The organism is Helcobacillus sp. ACRRO, assembly GCF_022347125.1.
Taxonomy (GTDB): domain Bacteria; phylum Actinomycetota; class Actinomycetes; order Actinomycetales; family Dermabacteraceae; genus Helcobacillus; species Helcobacillus massiliensis.
The window spans coordinates 1-14,226 of record NZ_JAKRNG010000038.1; the positions used below are offsets into that span (position 1 = coordinate 1).

A 14,226-nucleotide genomic window follows, 5' to 3' on the forward strand; every position below is an offset into this window, starting at 1 on the left:
GTGGTGGTGACAGTGACGGGCGGGTGGACAGGAGCCGACGGGTTCAGCGGCGGCGTCAGGCGGTGCGGGCGATGCCCTTGGGTCGGGCGGCGCGCTGGACCAGCGCGAGGATGACATCGCACAGGATCGCCAGCACGATCACCAGCAGGCTTCCGGCGAGCATGACCGGGTAGTCCTCGGTCTTCATGCCGAGGAAGATCAGCTTCCCCAGGCCTCCGTTGCCCACATACGCGGCGAGCATTGCGGTGGCGAGCACCTGCATGAACGCGGAGCGCAGACCGCCGATGATCAGTTCGATGCCGAGGGGGACCTCCACCTGGGTGAGGATCTGCATCTCCGTCATCCCCTGCGCGCGGGCCCCATCGATCGTGGAGCGCGGCACGGATTCGAGACCGGAGTAGGCGCCGGCGAGGATCGACGGCACTGCCAGCACCACCAGTGCGATCACCGGCGCCACCAGGCCGATGCCGGCCAGCAGCGCGAACAGGGTGAGCAGGCCGAGGGTGGGCAGCGCGCGAGTGAGGCCCGTGGCGAGCACCGCCGCGGACCTCAGGCGCCCCGTGTGCCCCACGTAGAGGCCGATCGGCAGGGCGATCGCCGCCGCGATCGCGAGGGTGATGATCGTGTACATCAGGTGCTGCCCGATGAGCTGCAGCCAGCCCGTCGGTCCCGTGACGTTGATCGGGTCGGTGAGCCACGTGAGGGTCTCGGTGATCATGCGCGCACCCCCGCCCCGCGGGTCCACGGCATCAGCACGCGGCCGATCAGCACGATCAGCTGGTCCAGCAGCACCGCCAGCAGAGCCGTGATCACGATGCCCGCCACGATCGACGGCATGATGTTCCGCTCGAAGCCCTGCGTGAACAGTGATCCGAGACTGGGAACACCGAGCACAGCGCCGACGGTCGCCAGCGACACCGTGGACACCGCCACCACCCGCAGTCCCGCCACCAGCGCCGGCCCGGCCAGGGGCAGCTCCACGGCGAGGAACCGGTGCATCGGGGCGAAGCCCTGCGCCGTTGCGGACTGCAGCACGTCCCGGTCCACGGCGGTGAACGCGTCGGCCGCCACCGGCACCATGAGCGCCAGGCCGTACAGGGTGAGGGCGATGATGACGTTGGTGGCGCTGCGCAGTTCGATGCCGGTGATCAGCGGCATGATGATGAACAGCGGCAGGGACGGGATCGCGTACAGCAGCGCGGACCCCAGCGTGATCGGGGTGCGCAGTGGCCGGAACCGCACGGCCAGGCGCGCCAGCGGCAGCGCCAGCAGGAACGCCAGCAGGATCGGCGGCAGCGACAGCACCAGGTGGTCGACGAACCGCTCCATGATCGTGGAGGCGTTGGCGCTGATCCAGCTCATCCGCGCAGCACCCCAGCCGGTTTGCCGTCCGCATCGAACAGGAGGGTGCGGCCGTTGACGGTCTTCGCGGTCAGTTCGCGTTCGTGGGAGCCGCCGCCCACGAAGTCCGCGGTGAACGCGTCCGCCGGGTTCGTCAGCAGCTCCTCCGGCGGTCCCGCCTGCGCGATCTCACCCCCGGTGCGCAGCAGCACCACGGAGTCGCCGATCAGCATCGCTTCGTCGATGTCGTGGGTGACGAAGATGATCGTCTTCGCCAGCTCCGACTGGATGCGGGTCATCTCGTGCTGCAGTTCGCGCCGCACGATCGGGTCCACCGCACCGAACGGCTCATCCATCAGCAGGATATTCGGGTCCGGGGCGAGCGCCCGGGCCACACCCACACGCTGCTGCTGCCCGCCGGACAGCTGCGCCGGGTAGCGCTTCGCCAGCGACGTATCCAGCCCCACGAGTTCCATCATCTCCAGTGCCCGCGAGCGCGCCTGGCGGCGGTCCATGCCGTTGAGCAGGAGGACCGTGGCGATGTTGTGCTGCACGGTGCGGTGCGGCAGCAGGCCGGAGGCCTGCATGACGTAGCCGATGCGGCGGCGCAGCTTCACCGGGTCCATGGCGGCGACGTCCTCGCCGTCCACGAGGACGCTCCCGCTGGTCGGATCGACCATGCGGTTCACCATGCGCAGCAGGGTGGTCTTGCCGGACCCGGAGGTGCCGACGAACGCGCACGCTGTGCGGGAGTCGATCCGGTGGGAGAACTCCCTGACGGCGACAGTGCCGTCGGGGTACTCCTTGGTGACGTTGTCGAACGAGATCATGCCTCTCCTCACAGCGGGTGCCCACCAGGCTACGCGGCCCGACTCGCGGCTGTCCGCAGGTTCTTCTTCATCGACTACCCTCCTTGCGTGCCCTCGAGAACCCCACGATCCGACGCCCCCGTCGGCCAGCAGTCCCCGGCGCCCAACCCGGGCGCGCACCCGTCGGCCTCCCCCGACGCCGCGCCCGCGCCCGCAGCCACCCGCGCTGCCCGGCTGCGGCAGGCGCTGAAGTTCCTGACCGTGGGCGGGCTGGTGTTCTTCATCGACGCCGCCCTCTACAACGTCCTCGTGTTCTGGGATCCCGCGCACGGCTTCGGCGCGGGATCGCGCGGCGTCCTGAACCACGTGCCGCTCGTTGCGAAGACCGTGACGATCGCGTTCGCCTCGGTCCTCACCTACCTCGGCAACCGCCTGTGGACGTTCAACGACCGGCCCGCGCCCCGCACCTGGCGCTCCATCGTGGTGTTCGCCCTGGTCAACGTGGCGGCGTCCGGGCTGCAGCTGGGGTGCCTCGGCTTCTCCCGGTACGTGCTGGGGCTGGATTCGGCGCTGGCGGACAACCTCTCCGGCACCTTCATCGGGCAGATCATCTCCACCGCGTTCCGGTACGTCATGTACGGGCGGGTCGTGTTTCCGAAGCGCTGAATCGCCCCGGGACCCGCGGCCCCTGGGGACGATCCGGCCGGTGCGTAGACTGAGCCCGACCCCCACAGAAACGGAGTCGTCATGACTGCCACTGACGAGACCACGTCCCCGTCCCTCTCCCCACGCGTGGCGATCCAGAAGATCGGCACCAGCCTGTCCACCATGGTGATGCCGAACCTGCCGGCTCTGATCGCATGGGGCATCATCACCGCGCTGTTCATGCCGGCCGGATACCTGCCGCACGAGGGCCTCGCGGGCCTGATCGGCCCCATGATCCACTACCTGCTGCCGCTGATGATCGCGAACACCGGCGGCCGCATGGTGTACGGCGAGCGCGGCGGCGTGGTCGCCGTCATCGCCACCATGGGCGTCATCACCGGCTCCGACTACCTGATCGACCAGATCAACGCCGCCGACCCGGGCGGTGAGCCGCTCGGGCAGATCCACATGTTCATCGGCGCGATGATGATGGCGCCGCTGGCGGCGTGGGTGATGAAGAAGCTGGACCGCCTGTGGGAGGAGCGGATCCCGGCGGGCTTCGAAATGCTGGTGAACCTGTTCAGCGCCGGCATCGTCGGCTTCCTGCTGGCCCTCGCGGGCTTCTTCGGCCTCGCCCCGATCGTCAACTGGCTGATGGCGCTGCTGTCCGACGGCGTCGCCTGGCTGATCAATGCGGGCCTGCTGCCGCTGGTGTCGATCCTGATCGAACCGGCGAAGATCTTCTTCCTCAACAACGCCATCAACCACGGTGTGCTGACGCCGCTGGGCACCGGTGAGTCGTCGCAGACCGGCAAGTCGATCCTGTTCCTGCTGGAGGCGAACCCCGGTCCGGGCCTCGGCATCCTGCTGGCGTTCACGTTCTTCGGGGCGCGCGCCGCGAAGGCCTCCGCACCGGGCGCCGCCGTGATCCACTTCCTCGGCGGTGTGCACGAGATCTACTTCCCGTACGTGCTGATGCGCCCGCAGCTGATCCTCGCGGTCATCGCCGGCGGCATGTCCGGTGTGCTGGTGAACGTCATGCTCGGCACGGGCCTGGTGGCGCCGGCGGCGCCCGGGTCGGTGCTGGCGATCATGGCGCAGTCCGCGCGCGGCGACCACGTGAAGATCCTGCTGTCGATCCTGGTGGCGACCGCGGTGTCGTTCGCGATCGCGTCGCTGCTGCTGAAGCTGTCGCGCCGCACCGATAACGACCTCGCCGGCGCGACCGCGAAGATGGAGTCGATGAAGGGGAAGAAGTCGTCGGTCGCCGGTGCGCTCACGGGGGCCGACGGGTCCACCGCTGCCGCCGGTGCCGCCGGCGCGGCCGGGGCCGGCGCTGCAGGCGGTCGCGGCATCGCCGAGTCCGATCAGGAGCTGCGTGCGATCGCCGCCGACCACCCGGACGACATCCGCCGCATCGTGTTCGCGTGCGACGCCGGCATGGGCTCCTCCGCCATGGGCGCGTCGGTGCTGCGCAAGAAGGTCCGCGCCGCCGGGTTCAAGGACGTGGAGGTGGTCAACCGCGCCATCTCGAACCTGACCGACGAATGGGACCTCGTGGTCACGCACCGCGACCTCGCCCAGCGCGCCTACGCCCCGACCGCGGGCGCGATCCACGTGGCGGTGGACAACTTCATGAACTCCCCGCGCTACGAGGAGATCGTGGACCTGCTGAAGCGCCGGGAGGCCGGCGAGGCCGACCCGGAACCCGTCGGCCCCGCACCCGCCGACGCGCCCGCAGAGGCATCTGCCGCGCCCGCCGCGGAGCGGGCCGCCCCGGCCGACGGATCCACAGCGGTTGGCGAAGTCGACCAGAGCGCCGATGCCGCGGGCAGCGGCGAGGAGGGCGCCGGCGAGCCGATCATGGCGGCGCGCTCCATCACCCTGCACGGCACCGCCACCACCGCCGAAGAGGCGATCACCGAATCGGGCCGCCTGCTGGTGGAGGCCGGCGCGGTCGACCCCGACTACGTCGACGCCATGCACGAGCGGGAGAAGTCCGTGTCCACGTTCATGGGCAACGGCCTGGCGATCCCGCACGGCACCAACGAGGCGAAGAAGTCCATCCGCCGCTCCGCGATGAGCCTGATCCGCTACGACCAGCCCGTCGACTGGAACGGCCAGGAGGTCGAGTTTGCGGTCGCGATCGCCGGCCAAGGCGATGAGCACCTGACCCTGCTGCAGAACGTGGCGATGGTGTTCAGCGACCCGGACCAGGTGGAGCGCCTGCGCGCCGCCGAGACCGAGGAGGAGATCCTCGCTATCTTCGGGACCGACTGAGCCGTCGGCGCAGCCGGCACGGATGGGCGGGCGCGGACCGGGACCTGAGCCTGAGTCGGCGCCCGCCCATCCCCCATACACTGGACGTGGCGCCCGTAGGGCCGCCGCGCGAGAGACGACGCGCCCCGCGACGGGGCGGGATTGAGGCAGACATGAAGAGAACCGTCCACTTCGGAGCGGGCAACATCGGCCGCGGATTCGTGGGGCTGCTGCTGCACCAGGCCGGGTACCACGTCGTCTTCGCCGACGTCGCCGACGCCCTCATCGACTCCCTCAACGAACACCCCAGCTACACCGTCCGCACCGTCGGCACCGGCTCCGGCGAGTTCACGGTCGACGGCTACAGCGCCGTCAACTCCGCGAAGGACCCCGAGAAGCTCACCGAGGAGATCGCCGGCGCCGAGATCATCACCACCGCGGTCGGCGCCCCGATCCTGAAGTTCGTCGCGCCCGCGATCGCCGCCGGCATCGCCGCCCGGCCCGCCGGCTCCCCCCGCGTCGCCGTCATGGCCTGTGAGAACGCCATCAACGCCACCGACATCCTCGAGACGGAGGTCCGGAAGAACTACGCGGGCGACGACCTCGATGAACGCGCCTTCTTCGCCAACACCGCCGTGGACCGCATCGTCCCGAACCAGCCGGAGGGCTCCGGCCTCGACGTCACGGTCGAGGTGTTCCACGAATGGGCGGTGGAGCGCGGCCCGTTCGGCGGCGACGTCCCCGACATCCCCGGCATCACCTGGGTGGACGACCTCGAACCGTACATCGAGCGCAAGCTGTTCACCGTCAACACGGGCCATGCCTGCACCGCGTGGTACGGCTGGAGCGAAGGCTACAGCGTCATCTCCGACGCCATCGCCGACCGCGCCGTCAGCGCCCACGTGCTGTCCGTGCTGAACGAGACCGCGGCGCTGCTGGTCGCCAAGCACGGCTTCGCGATCGAAACGCAGCAGGCGTACATCGAGAAGATCCTGGACCGCTTTGCGAACCCGCACCTGGAGGACTCCTCGGAGCGCGTCGGCCGCTCCCCGATGCGCAAGCTCAGCCGCCACGACCGCATCATCGGCCCGGCGGCGGAGCTCGCGGAGCGCGGCTTCGACCACGGCAGCCTGCTGGACGCATTCCGTGCAGCGCTGCGCTTCACCCCCGATTCGGGTGACGCAGAGGTGCAGCAGCTGCAGGATCTGCTGAACAGCGGCCGGGAAGCCGGTGATCTCGTCCAGGAGATCACCGGGGTTGAGCCGGGGCACCCGCTGTTCGCGTCGCTGGAGCGGATCGTGGCGGAGGAGCAGGACCGCCGCGCCTGAATCGAGGTTCGCGCTCAGCGTCCCCAGACCATTGCCCGATAGAATCAGGGCACTGATCTTCAACAGGAAAGAGGGAGAACTCCCATGGCAGAACGTACCGTGAAAGTCGCATCCGCTTCGGGCCTGCATGCGCGCCCGGCAGCGATCTTCTCGAAGGCCGCCGGCGAGCAGCCCGCCAAGGTCACCATTGAGAAGGCCGGCGGCTCCGCCATCGACGCCTCCTCGATCCTCATGCTCATGACCCTCGGCGCCGGCCACGGCGACGAGGTGACCCTCCGTGCTGAGGGCGACGGCGCCGAGGAATCGGTCAACGCCCTCGCCGAGCTGCTCGAGAAGGACCTCGACGCCGAAGGCTGAGCCTCCCCGGATGCGCTGTGTGTCTCCCCGGGTGAAATACGCGTGTCTGCCCTGATGCACTGTGCGTGTGCTGACTCGGCGCATCACCCACGCCCCGGCGTCCAGACGCATCATCCTTGACTGCGCCCCGTTGCTCTCGCCGAGCAGCGGGGCGCTGTCATGCCTCCGCAGCGATCCGAACACGCACCCCTCGCGCAGCTATCCCGAACTAGCGGCGAATCATCCACCCAAAAGCGGCTCCAGCGGTGGATCATTCACCACAAGTTCCACAGACCGGCGCCAGACGTGGATTATTCACCGGAAGTTCCGGAGACCAGAGCCGGGCGTGGATGATTCACCGGAAGTTCCGGGACGGGGACGAGCCGGGACGGGGACGAGCCGGGCCTGGAACGACCTGGCCGAGACCCCCTCAGAGCCCCAGCTGATCCAGCACCGGCAGCTTCGCGCGCACCGCGGCCTTCGCGTCAGCCGCCGTCGGCGCGGACACGGCCGTGAGCGCCAGCTCGCGCGCCTCCTCCATCGTCACCTCGGACAGCACGCGCGCCACCGCGGGCAGCAGACGCGGCGTCATCGACAGGGAGTTCACGCCCAGGCCCACGAGCACCACCGCGAGCGCCGGGTCGCCGGCGGATTCGCCGCACACACCCACGGGCTTGTTGACGTCGGCGCCCACAGCATCGGGGTCACCACCGGCGCGGCGGGCACCGGTCGCGGTCGCGCCCACGAGGGCGAGGACGGCGGGCTGCCACGGGTCGTTGAGCTTCGCGAGGGCGCCGAGCATACGGTCAGCAGCCATCGTGTACTGGGTGAGGTCGTTGGTGCCGATGGACGCGAAGTCGCAGGCGGCGAGGAGATGGTCGGAGGTGAGGGCGGCGCTGGGCGTCTCCACCATGATCCCGGCCTTCTCGATGCCGGCGGCACGGGCCATCTGCATGAAGTCCTCGGTGTCCTCGAGGGTGGAGATCATCGGCGCCATCACCCACGGTTCGGCGCTGGTGGTCTCGGTGGCGCGCTTGATGGCTTCGAGCTGGTTCTCCAGCACGGACCGCTTCTCCCAGGAGGTGCGGTAGGCGCGGATGCCGAGCGCGGGGTTCGGCTCGTCCTCGTCGGTGAGGAACGGCAGCGGCTTGTCGGCACCGGCGTCGATGGTGCGGATGGTGACCTTCTTGCCGTCGAAGTGGCGCAGCACCGCGGCGTACGCCTCGGTCTGCTCCTCCACGGTGGGTTCGTCGTCGCGGTCGAGGAACAGGAATTCGGTGCGGAACAAGCCCACGCCGTCGGCGTTCGCCTCCGCAGCGGCGGCAGCGTCGGCGGCGCCTCCGATGTTGGCGAGCAGCGGGATGCGCACGCCGTCCTTGAGGACTGCGCCGCCGCCCTCGTACGTGAGGGGGTTGGCCTGGAGGTCGGCCCAGGCTGCGGCGAGGTCGCGTTCGCGGTCGGTGACGTGATCGGTGATGATGCCGGCGCCGCCGTCGACGAACACTTCGGTGCCGCTGGTCAGCTGGTCCACGCCCTTCGCTGCGACCACGGCGGGCAGGCCGAGCTGGCGGGCGAGGATGGCGGTGTGGGACTGGGGGCCGCCGTCGGAGGTGATGAGGGCGGTGACCACCGCGGGGTCGAGGGTGGCGGTGTCGGCGGGGGCGAGGTCCACGGCGGCGAGCACGAACGGGGTGTCGGAGTCGGGGATGCCGGGTGCCTGTTCGCCGCGCAGTTCGGCGACGATGCGGGCGCGGACGTCCTTGACGTCGGCGGCGCGCTCGGCCATGTAGCCGCCGAGGCCTTCGAGCATGTCCGCGACCTGGTCGCCGGCCTCCCACACGGCGCGTTCGGCGGTGCGGCGCTCGCTGCGGATGAGGCCCTCGGCGGTGGTGGTGAGGGTGGGGTCGGCGGCCATCTGGGCGGTGGCTTCGAGGACTCCCTTGGCGTCCCCGGTGGCGCGGGAGGCGCGCTCTTCGAGGGCGGTGCGGACCGCTGCGGCGGCCGACGGGATCCGGGCGATCTCCGCCTCGAGGTCGGCGCCGTCGGCGAGGCGCTCGTCAGCGCTGGGCGCGGCGATCGGCGCGGCCATCACTTTCACAACATCGACCACGCGGCCTGGGCTGACAGCTGCTCCACGGAATTCGGTCACGGTCCACCTCTTGGGTCTCGGGTCGGTGAGGACCACCCCATCCTATGGGCGGACTCTGGGGGAATCTGTGGCGAACGTCCCGCGCTGCGGCGCCCGGCACGGGCCCGAGCGGGGCCGAGCGGGGCCGACGGGTTCCCGCGTTCCAGGGGCTGCGGCCTGTATCGTTGTGCGAGGCACCTTCGACACGTCGGAGTTCTCGTCCTCCGCCCGAGCGGGCCCGGCGGCCCGCCGGGATGACCGCCCTCGAGAGAAGGATTCCGCGCCATGACCACTGCTTCGCAGCATTCCCCCGCCTCGTCCGGCCCCCTGCCGTCGGCCGATGCTCCGCAGGCCCCGCAGGCCCCGAGCGGGCACCGGGTCGGCTTCGACCGGGAGAAGTACATTGCGATGCAGTCCGAGCACATCGCGCAGCGCCGCGCTGAGATCGGCGGCAAGCTGTACCTGGAGATGGGCGGCAAGCTGTTCGACGACATGCACGCCTCCCGCGTGCTGCCCGGCTTCACCCCGGACAACAAGATCGTGATGCTGGAGGAGCTGCGGGACGAGATCGAGATCCTCATCGCGATCAACGCGAAGGACCTGGAGCGCAACAAGATCCGCGCCGATCTCGGCATCTCCTACGAGGAGGAGTCCCTGCGCCTGGTGGACGTGTTCCGTGAGCGCGGGTTCCTCGTGCAGAACATCGTGCTCACGCAGATGGAGGACGGCAACCAGGCGGCGCGGGCGTTCAAGCGGCGCCTGGAGCGCCTGGGCCTGAGCGTGGCGCGGCACCGCACCATCGAGGGCTACCCCGCGGATACGGAGACTGTGGTCTCGGAGAAGGGGCTGGGGCGCAACGACTGGGTGCGCACTTCCCGCGACGTCATCGTGGTGACAGCCCCCGGTCCCGGGTCGGGCAAGCTCGCCACCTGTCTCTCGCAGATCTACCACGACAACCGCAACGGCATCCCCGCTGGCTATGCGAAGTTCGAGACGTTCCCGATCTGGAACCTGCCGCTGGACCACCCGGTGAACCTGGCGTACGAGGCAGCGACCGCGGACCTCGACGACGTCAACATGATCGACCCGTTCCACCTCGCCGCCTACGACGAGCTCGCGGTGAACTACAACCGCGACGTGGAAGTGTTCCCGCTGCTGAAGGTGCTGCTGGAGCAGATGCTCGGCTCCTCCCCGTACCAGTCCCCTACGGACATGGGGGTAAACATGGTCGGCTCCTGCATCAGTGATGACGAGGTGTGCCGGGAGGCGGGCCGCCAGGAGGTGATCCGCCGGTTCTTCAAGGCCCTGGTGGCGGAGCGCCGCGCGGAGGAGGACTCGGATGAGTCGGACAAGATCGCGATCATCATGCGCAAGGTGGGGGTGTCGCGCACGGACCGTCCCGTGGTGCAGCCGGCGCTGGACGTGGCGCGGCGGACGAAGGGGCCCGCGTCGGCGATCCAGCTCGCCGACGGCACCATCATCACCGGCAAGACCACCGAACTGCTCGGCTCCAGCGCCGCGATGCTGCTGAATGCGCTGAAGCATCTGGCGGGGATTGAGAAGAAGGCGCTGCTGCTGCACCCGGATGCGATCCGCCCGATCCAGTCGCTGAAGGTGGACCACCTCGGTTCCCGCAATCCGCGCCTGCACACCGACGAGGTGCTGATCGCGCTGTCGAGCTCGGCGTCCACGGATGAGCGGGCGCGCCGGGCCCTGGAGCAGCTGCGGTCCCTGCGCGGCTGCGATGTGCACACCACCACGATCCTCGGAACGGTCGATGAGGGCATCTTCCGCTCCCTCGGCATTGAGGTGACGAGCGAACCGGAGTACCAGGTGCGGCGGATGTTCCAGAAGCGCTGAGTGGCGTTTCCGGGGCCAACGGGTTCTGCGCTTCTGCCCGTCCTGGTTGCCGCGCCATCAACCAGCGCCGCCCCGGGAAGCACGCACGTTCCTGCACCCCACCGGGCCGCACTCTCCTCGCTCCGAGCCGCCTGCTGCGCCCCTCATTCACCAGCCGCATCCCCATCCGCCAGCGGCACCCCTTCCCGCCGGCGGCACCCCATCCGCCGCCCCGCGCTATCCGCCCCCGCCGCGCACAGCGAAGGCGCAGACCGCGGTGGAGCAGTCTGCGCCTTCGGGGGCGGCATCCGTCGGCCGGGAGGGCAGCCGACGGGTCCCGGGAGTCTCACCGCTCAGCGGCGCCCGAGGCTTGGTGTCTCAGCGAACGACGACCACGCGGCCGTTCACGAACCAGCTGCGCGCCCAGAGCATGTCGGCGGCTGCAGTGCTGACGCGGGAGCAGCCGTGCGATGCCGGGTAGGGCGGGATGCTGTTGGATCCGTGGATCGCCCAGCCGCGGTCGTAGTACGCGGGGCGGTACATGTTGCCGAGCGGGCCTGTCTGCCAGCCCTTGGTGTGGCGGCGGTAGATGCGGAACTTTCCGCGGGGCGTGGTGGCGCGCTTCCAGCGGCCGCCGGAGTAGTATCGCTCGCCGCTGCCGGTCGAGGTGTTGAGGGTGAACTTCAGGACGCCGCCGGAGATGCAGTACAGCAGCTGCTTGCCGAGGTCGACCTCGAAGGCAGTGCCGGACGTGACGGTGGGGCGGGGCTTCACGCCTCGGTCGAGAGCGGCCCAGGTCTTGGCGCCGACGACGCCGTCCGGCTTGAGGCCGGCGGCTTTCTGCAGCGCGTAGACGGCCTGAAGGGTGGTTCCACCGAACTTGCCGTCAGCGCCACCGACCCAGTAGGTGGTGGCATTGAGTCGGGCCTGCAGCTGCTTCACAGCGGCACCGCTGGAGCCCTTGCGGAGGGTGGGGCGGCTGCCGCCGGGAGCGGGCTCGGTGGTCGCAGCATCGAGGGCAGCCCATGTCTTCGCACCGACGACACCGTCGGCTGCGAGGCGCTTGGACTTCTGGAAGGCGATGACGCCGGAACGGGTGGCCTTCCCGAACACGCCGTCGGCGGCGCCGCGCCAGCTGGTGACCTGGCGCAGGCGGTTCTGCAGGTCTTTGACCGCAGCGCCGCGGCTGCCGAGGCGCAGTGTGGGTCGTGCGGCGATCGCTGGGACTGTGAAGGCGGTGAGAGCGGCGGCTGTGCCGACTGCGCCGGCTCCGGCGATGAGGCCGCGGCGGCCGATGCGAGTAGTGGTGTCTGCGGCGACGGATGCGCCGGCTGTGCGTTCGGTATGCATTGTGGTCCCCCATAGTGCAATGCCCGATGGGTATCCCCGTGCTGTGTGGGGTGTTCCGTCTGGGCGGTGGCCGTCGGCGCTTTGCCGACGATGCGGTCGCAAAACAGTTACCAATGAATAGCAATTGCTTCGTCAAGACCTAGTAAACCCCCGAGTGTCCTCATAGCGCAAGCCTGGTGACATGGGTACCCGTCCCCACTTCTTTCACTGGTGGAAACTTGGGGCTCAGCGCGGGCGTGGGCGCAGTACAGGTCCGATGTGTCGGCAGGTCGGACGACGGGCCGCCAGGGTTGCTCGCGAAATGTGATGACTGCTGAACTGGTGTGCAGCAGGCGGCCCGTTTCCCGGGGCCGAGGTTCGGCCATGATGAGAGTTCACGTGAGAAGGCTTGTGGCTGCGATTGTGCTTGTCTCGCATGCGGTGCTCGGCCGCGGTTTCAGGTACCGGCTGCTGCGTGACGAAGGCCGAGAACGCCGGGGAACCCATGGCCACCCGGACCGCCTGGCGGCTCTGCCAGGCCAACGGGTGGCACTCAGCGTTCGGGACCAAGCGAGGCAAGAACGGTCGCCGGCCCGGGCCGCCCGTGCACGATGACCGTGTCAAGCGCCAGTTCACCGCCCAAGGACTGAACCAGCTCTGGCTGACCGACACCACCGAGCACCCCACGGGCGAGGGCAAGCTCTACCTCTGCGCCAACAAACACCTCTACCCCGGGCGGATCGTGGGGTACTCCATGGCCGGGTGCGTGGTGCACCCCAACCGCGGCTCGCAGTTCCGCTCGAACTTGTTCCAAGACGCCCTCAGCCGGCAGGACCGGCTGGGTCGGTTGCCCCCGGTCGAGTACGAGATGCTCGTGGCCCCCACGACCGCACACGCGGCGTGAGACACACTCTCACCTATCCATGCACCAGCCCCCGACCAGGAACCTGGAGAGGACTTTGCCGTCGGCTACCAGATGCTTCAAGGGATCTGGGAGGCCACCGCACCTCATGCAGACTTGGCTCCGCACCGAGCGGCATACCGCTTCGTCTCGCAGGTCTACCCTTCGATTCAGCCTTCTCGAGGTAGTGACGACCTTCTGTGGGCCCGACTGGGCACCAAAACTGTTGGACTTGTCCACGAACACATGAGCGACGTTGCCGTGACACGCGCACACGAGGTCATCGCGACCGATGCCGACACCGCAGCGAAGCTCCTCGAGGAAAGAATCGACGACGAAGTCGAGAACGCCAACGGCACGACCGCCGAGGAAATCGTCGACTCGATCGCCGAACGCTTGAAGAAGCGCACGACCAAGTCCGGCAATGGCACCGATGATCACCCTGTATTTAGGTCACTGGCCGAACGACTCGACCGGCTACGTCAACGCACCATTGCCGCTTCCGAGCAGTCGATCGAGTGGCTGCCCGCAACCTTTGACCCGGCTCGAGATGTGACTGCTGTGGAGACGCTGGCCATCCGGTCGCCGGAGGGCTGCAGGGCACCGGCGCCCAGCTGCCGAAGCCCGTTGAAGGCTGCGTGCTAGCGCACCCCGGCAGGCAGATCCTCTCGGGCGGAGGTGTTGTCCCAGATGAGCGCGCTGTAGATCCGCTCTGCTGGAGCGGTCACTTCCTGCCGGCCTGCAGGGAGCGCACCACCCCGATGATGGCAGCAATCAGGAGCACCGCACCGGCAGCGCTGGCGCCGTGGCGCACCGCGGTGGCCCCGTCGGCGCCGAGAACGAACTGCTCAATGATCCACACACCGAGGCCGAGGAGCACGGCGATCAGCGTCGCTGTACCGATGAGTGAGGCGATCGAGGTGGACGAGGTCTTCGTGGTGGGTGTGGTGGTGTGGTTATCGGGTGAGGGGGACGGGGTGTGTGCCATGGGAAGCTCCGGAGATTGCGGTGGCAGAGGCGCTGACACTTTAGAGGAGCAGGTGTGTCCCGTGTCAAGTTGTTGGCAGGAATATGGGGCCAGCAAAGTTGGGGGTGTCGGGGCTGGCGTGCCCGAGCTGGACGTCCAGGGGTCGGTCGCAGCGGATGGCCGGCGGCGCCAGACCTTACACACGCCGAGCAACAAGCAGCGTCAATGAACCTGTGCCGCGGAAGAACAATTAAATGCGTGTGGGCCCCAACCACAAGGCTGGAGCCCACACCACACAAGAAAAAAGTCCGGCAGCGACCTACTCTCCCACACCCTCCCGAGTG

At 69.0% G+C, this 14,226-nt stretch carries 12 protein-coding genes and 1 pseudogene; 7 read left to right on the forward strand and 6 right to left on the reverse strand.

Annotated elements, in window-relative coordinates; translation table 11 throughout:
* Positions 1-55 precede the first annotated feature (55 nt).
* Genes MHY20_RS10680 through MHY20_RS10690 form a run of 3 tightly spaced genes read right to left on the reverse strand, consistent with a single transcriptional unit; the run spans position 56 to position 2,171 of the window.
* Positions 56-718 (reverse strand): ABC transporter permease subunit, encoded by a 663-nt coding sequence (locus MHY20_RS10680; protein ID WP_183376813.1) that lies wholly within the window; start codon positions 716-718, stop codon positions 56-58.
* Positions 715-1,362 carry an ABC transporter permease subunit gene (locus tag MHY20_RS10685; protein WP_183376811.1) on the reverse strand — a complete coding sequence of 216 codons (648 nt, stop codon included), beginning with the start codon at positions 1,360-1,362 and terminating at the stop codon, positions 715-717. Before MHY20_RS10685 ends, MHY20_RS10680 begins: the two co-directional genes overlap by 4 nt.
* Positions 1,359-2,171 (reverse strand): ATP-binding cassette domain-containing protein, encoded by an 813-nt coding sequence (locus MHY20_RS10690; RefSeq protein ID WP_239376716.1) that lies wholly within the window; start codon positions 2,169-2,171, stop codon positions 1,359-1,361. The genes MHY20_RS10685 and MHY20_RS10690 overlap by 4 nt, the downstream gene beginning before the upstream one ends.
* A gap of 87 nt (positions 2,172-2,258) precedes the next feature.
* Here MHY20_RS10690 and MHY20_RS10695 point away from each other — a divergent pair, with 87 nt between their 5' ends.
* The 4 genes from MHY20_RS10695 to MHY20_RS10710 all read left to right on the forward strand — a co-directional run bounded on the left by MHY20_RS10695 (position 2,259) and on the right by MHY20_RS10710 (position 6,739).
* Positions 2,259-2,816, forward strand: a complete 558-nt coding sequence (locus MHY20_RS10695; protein ID WP_239376718.1) for a GtrA family protein — start codon at positions 2,259-2,261, stop codon at positions 2,814-2,816.
* 81 nt (positions 2,817-2,897) lie between these two features.
* Entirely contained in the window at positions 2,898-5,075 is a 2,178-nt protein-coding gene (locus tag MHY20_RS10700) for a PTS sugar transporter subunit IIA (RefSeq protein ID WP_239376720.1), read from the forward strand.
* 152 nt (positions 5,076-5,227) lie between these two features.
* Complete coding sequence (locus MHY20_RS10705) at positions 5,228-6,382, forward strand: mannitol-1-phosphate 5-dehydrogenase (RefSeq protein ID WP_183376808.1); 1,155 nt, start codon at positions 5,228-5,230, stop codon at positions 6,380-6,382.
* 84 nt (positions 6,383-6,466) lie between these two features.
* On the forward strand, positions 6,467-6,739 hold the full coding sequence (locus MHY20_RS10710) for an HPr family phosphocarrier protein (RefSeq protein WP_183376807.1): 273 nt from the start codon (positions 6,467-6,469) through the stop codon (positions 6,737-6,739).
* Between the two features lie 409 nt (positions 6,740-7,148).
* Here the strand turns inward: MHY20_RS10710 and ptsP are convergent, their stop codons facing one another.
* Positions 7,149-8,867 carry a phosphoenolpyruvate--protein phosphotransferase gene (ptsP, locus tag MHY20_RS10715; protein ID WP_343217757.1) on the reverse strand — a complete coding sequence of 573 codons (1,719 nt, stop codon included), beginning with the start codon at positions 8,865-8,867 and terminating at the stop codon, positions 7,149-7,151.
* A 264-nt stretch (positions 8,868-9,131) separates the two neighbouring features.
* Between ptsP and MHY20_RS10720 the strand changes: the two genes are divergently transcribed.
* Positions 9,132-10,706: a DUF1846 domain-containing protein gene (locus MHY20_RS10720; RefSeq protein ID WP_239376722.1), complete on the forward strand. Its 1,575-nt coding sequence runs from the start codon at positions 9,132-9,134 to the stop codon at positions 10,704-10,706.
* 357 nt (positions 10,707-11,063) lie between these two features.
* On the opposite strand, the gene MHY20_RS10725 is transcribed toward MHY20_RS10720, so the two are convergent.
* Positions 11,064-12,035 carry a peptidoglycan-binding protein gene (locus MHY20_RS10725; RefSeq protein WP_239376724.1) on the reverse strand — a complete coding sequence of 324 codons (972 nt, stop codon included), beginning with the start codon at positions 12,033-12,035 and terminating at the stop codon, positions 11,064-11,066.
* A 505-nt stretch (positions 12,036-12,540) separates the two neighbouring features.
* Between MHY20_RS10725 and MHY20_RS10730 the strand changes: the two are divergent.
* Both MHY20_RS10730 and MHY20_RS10735 read left to right on the forward strand, forming a co-directional pair.
* Positions 12,541-12,918: pseudogene (locus tag MHY20_RS10730) on the forward strand (hypothetical protein); the annotation flags it as partial.
* 243 nt (positions 12,919-13,161) lie between these two features.
* A complete protein-coding gene (locus MHY20_RS10735) occupies positions 13,162-13,560 on the forward strand; it encodes a hypothetical protein (protein WP_239376726.1) in 399 nt (132 codons plus the stop codon).
* Positions 13,561-13,639: 79 nt separating this feature from the next.
* Here MHY20_RS10735 and MHY20_RS10740 read toward each other — a convergent pair whose 3' ends face one another.
* Positions 13,640-13,903 carry a hypothetical protein gene (locus tag MHY20_RS10740; protein WP_239376728.1) on the reverse strand — a complete coding sequence of 88 codons (264 nt, stop codon included), beginning with the start codon at positions 13,901-13,903 and terminating at the stop codon, positions 13,640-13,642.
* Positions 13,904-14,226: the final 323 nt, after the last annotated feature.

Bases quoted from the DNA above. Each gene is read 5' to 3' on its own strand.
- MHY20_RS10680 (WP_183376813.1), bottom strand. From the start codon at position 718: ATGATCACCGAGACCCTCACGTGGCTCACCGACCCGATCAACGTCACG.
- MHY20_RS10685 (WP_183376811.1), bottom strand. From the start codon at position 1,362: ATGAGCTGGATCAGCGCCAACGCCTCCACGATCATGGAGCGGTTCGTC.
- MHY20_RS10690 (WP_239376716.1), bottom strand. From the start codon at position 2,171: ATGATCTCGTTCGACAACGTCACCAAGGAGTACCCCGACGGCACTGTC.
- MHY20_RS10700 (WP_239376720.1), top strand. From the start codon at position 2,898: ATGACTGCCACTGACGAGACCACGTCCCCGTCCCTCTCCCCACGCGTG.
- MHY20_RS10705 (WP_183376808.1), top strand. From the start codon at position 5,228: ATGAAGAGAACCGTCCACTTCGGAGCGGGCAACATCGGCCGCGGATTC.
- MHY20_RS10710 (WP_183376807.1), top strand. From the start codon at position 6,467: ATGGCAGAACGTACCGTGAAAGTCGCATCCGCTTCGGGCCTGCATGCG.
- MHY20_RS10720 (WP_239376722.1), top strand. From the start codon at position 9,132: ATGACCACTGCTTCGCAGCATTCCCCCGCCTCGTCCGGCCCCCTGCCG.
- MHY20_RS10725 (WP_239376724.1), bottom strand. From the start codon at position 12,035: ATGCATACCGAACGCACAGCCGGCGCATCCGTCGCCGCAGACACCACT.
- MHY20_RS10735 (WP_239376726.1), top strand. From the start codon at position 13,162: ATGAGCGACGTTGCCGTGACACGCGCACACGAGGTCATCGCGACCGAT.
- MHY20_RS10740 (WP_239376728.1), bottom strand. From the start codon at position 13,903: ATGGCACACACCCCGTCCCCCTCACCCGATAACCACACCACCACACCC.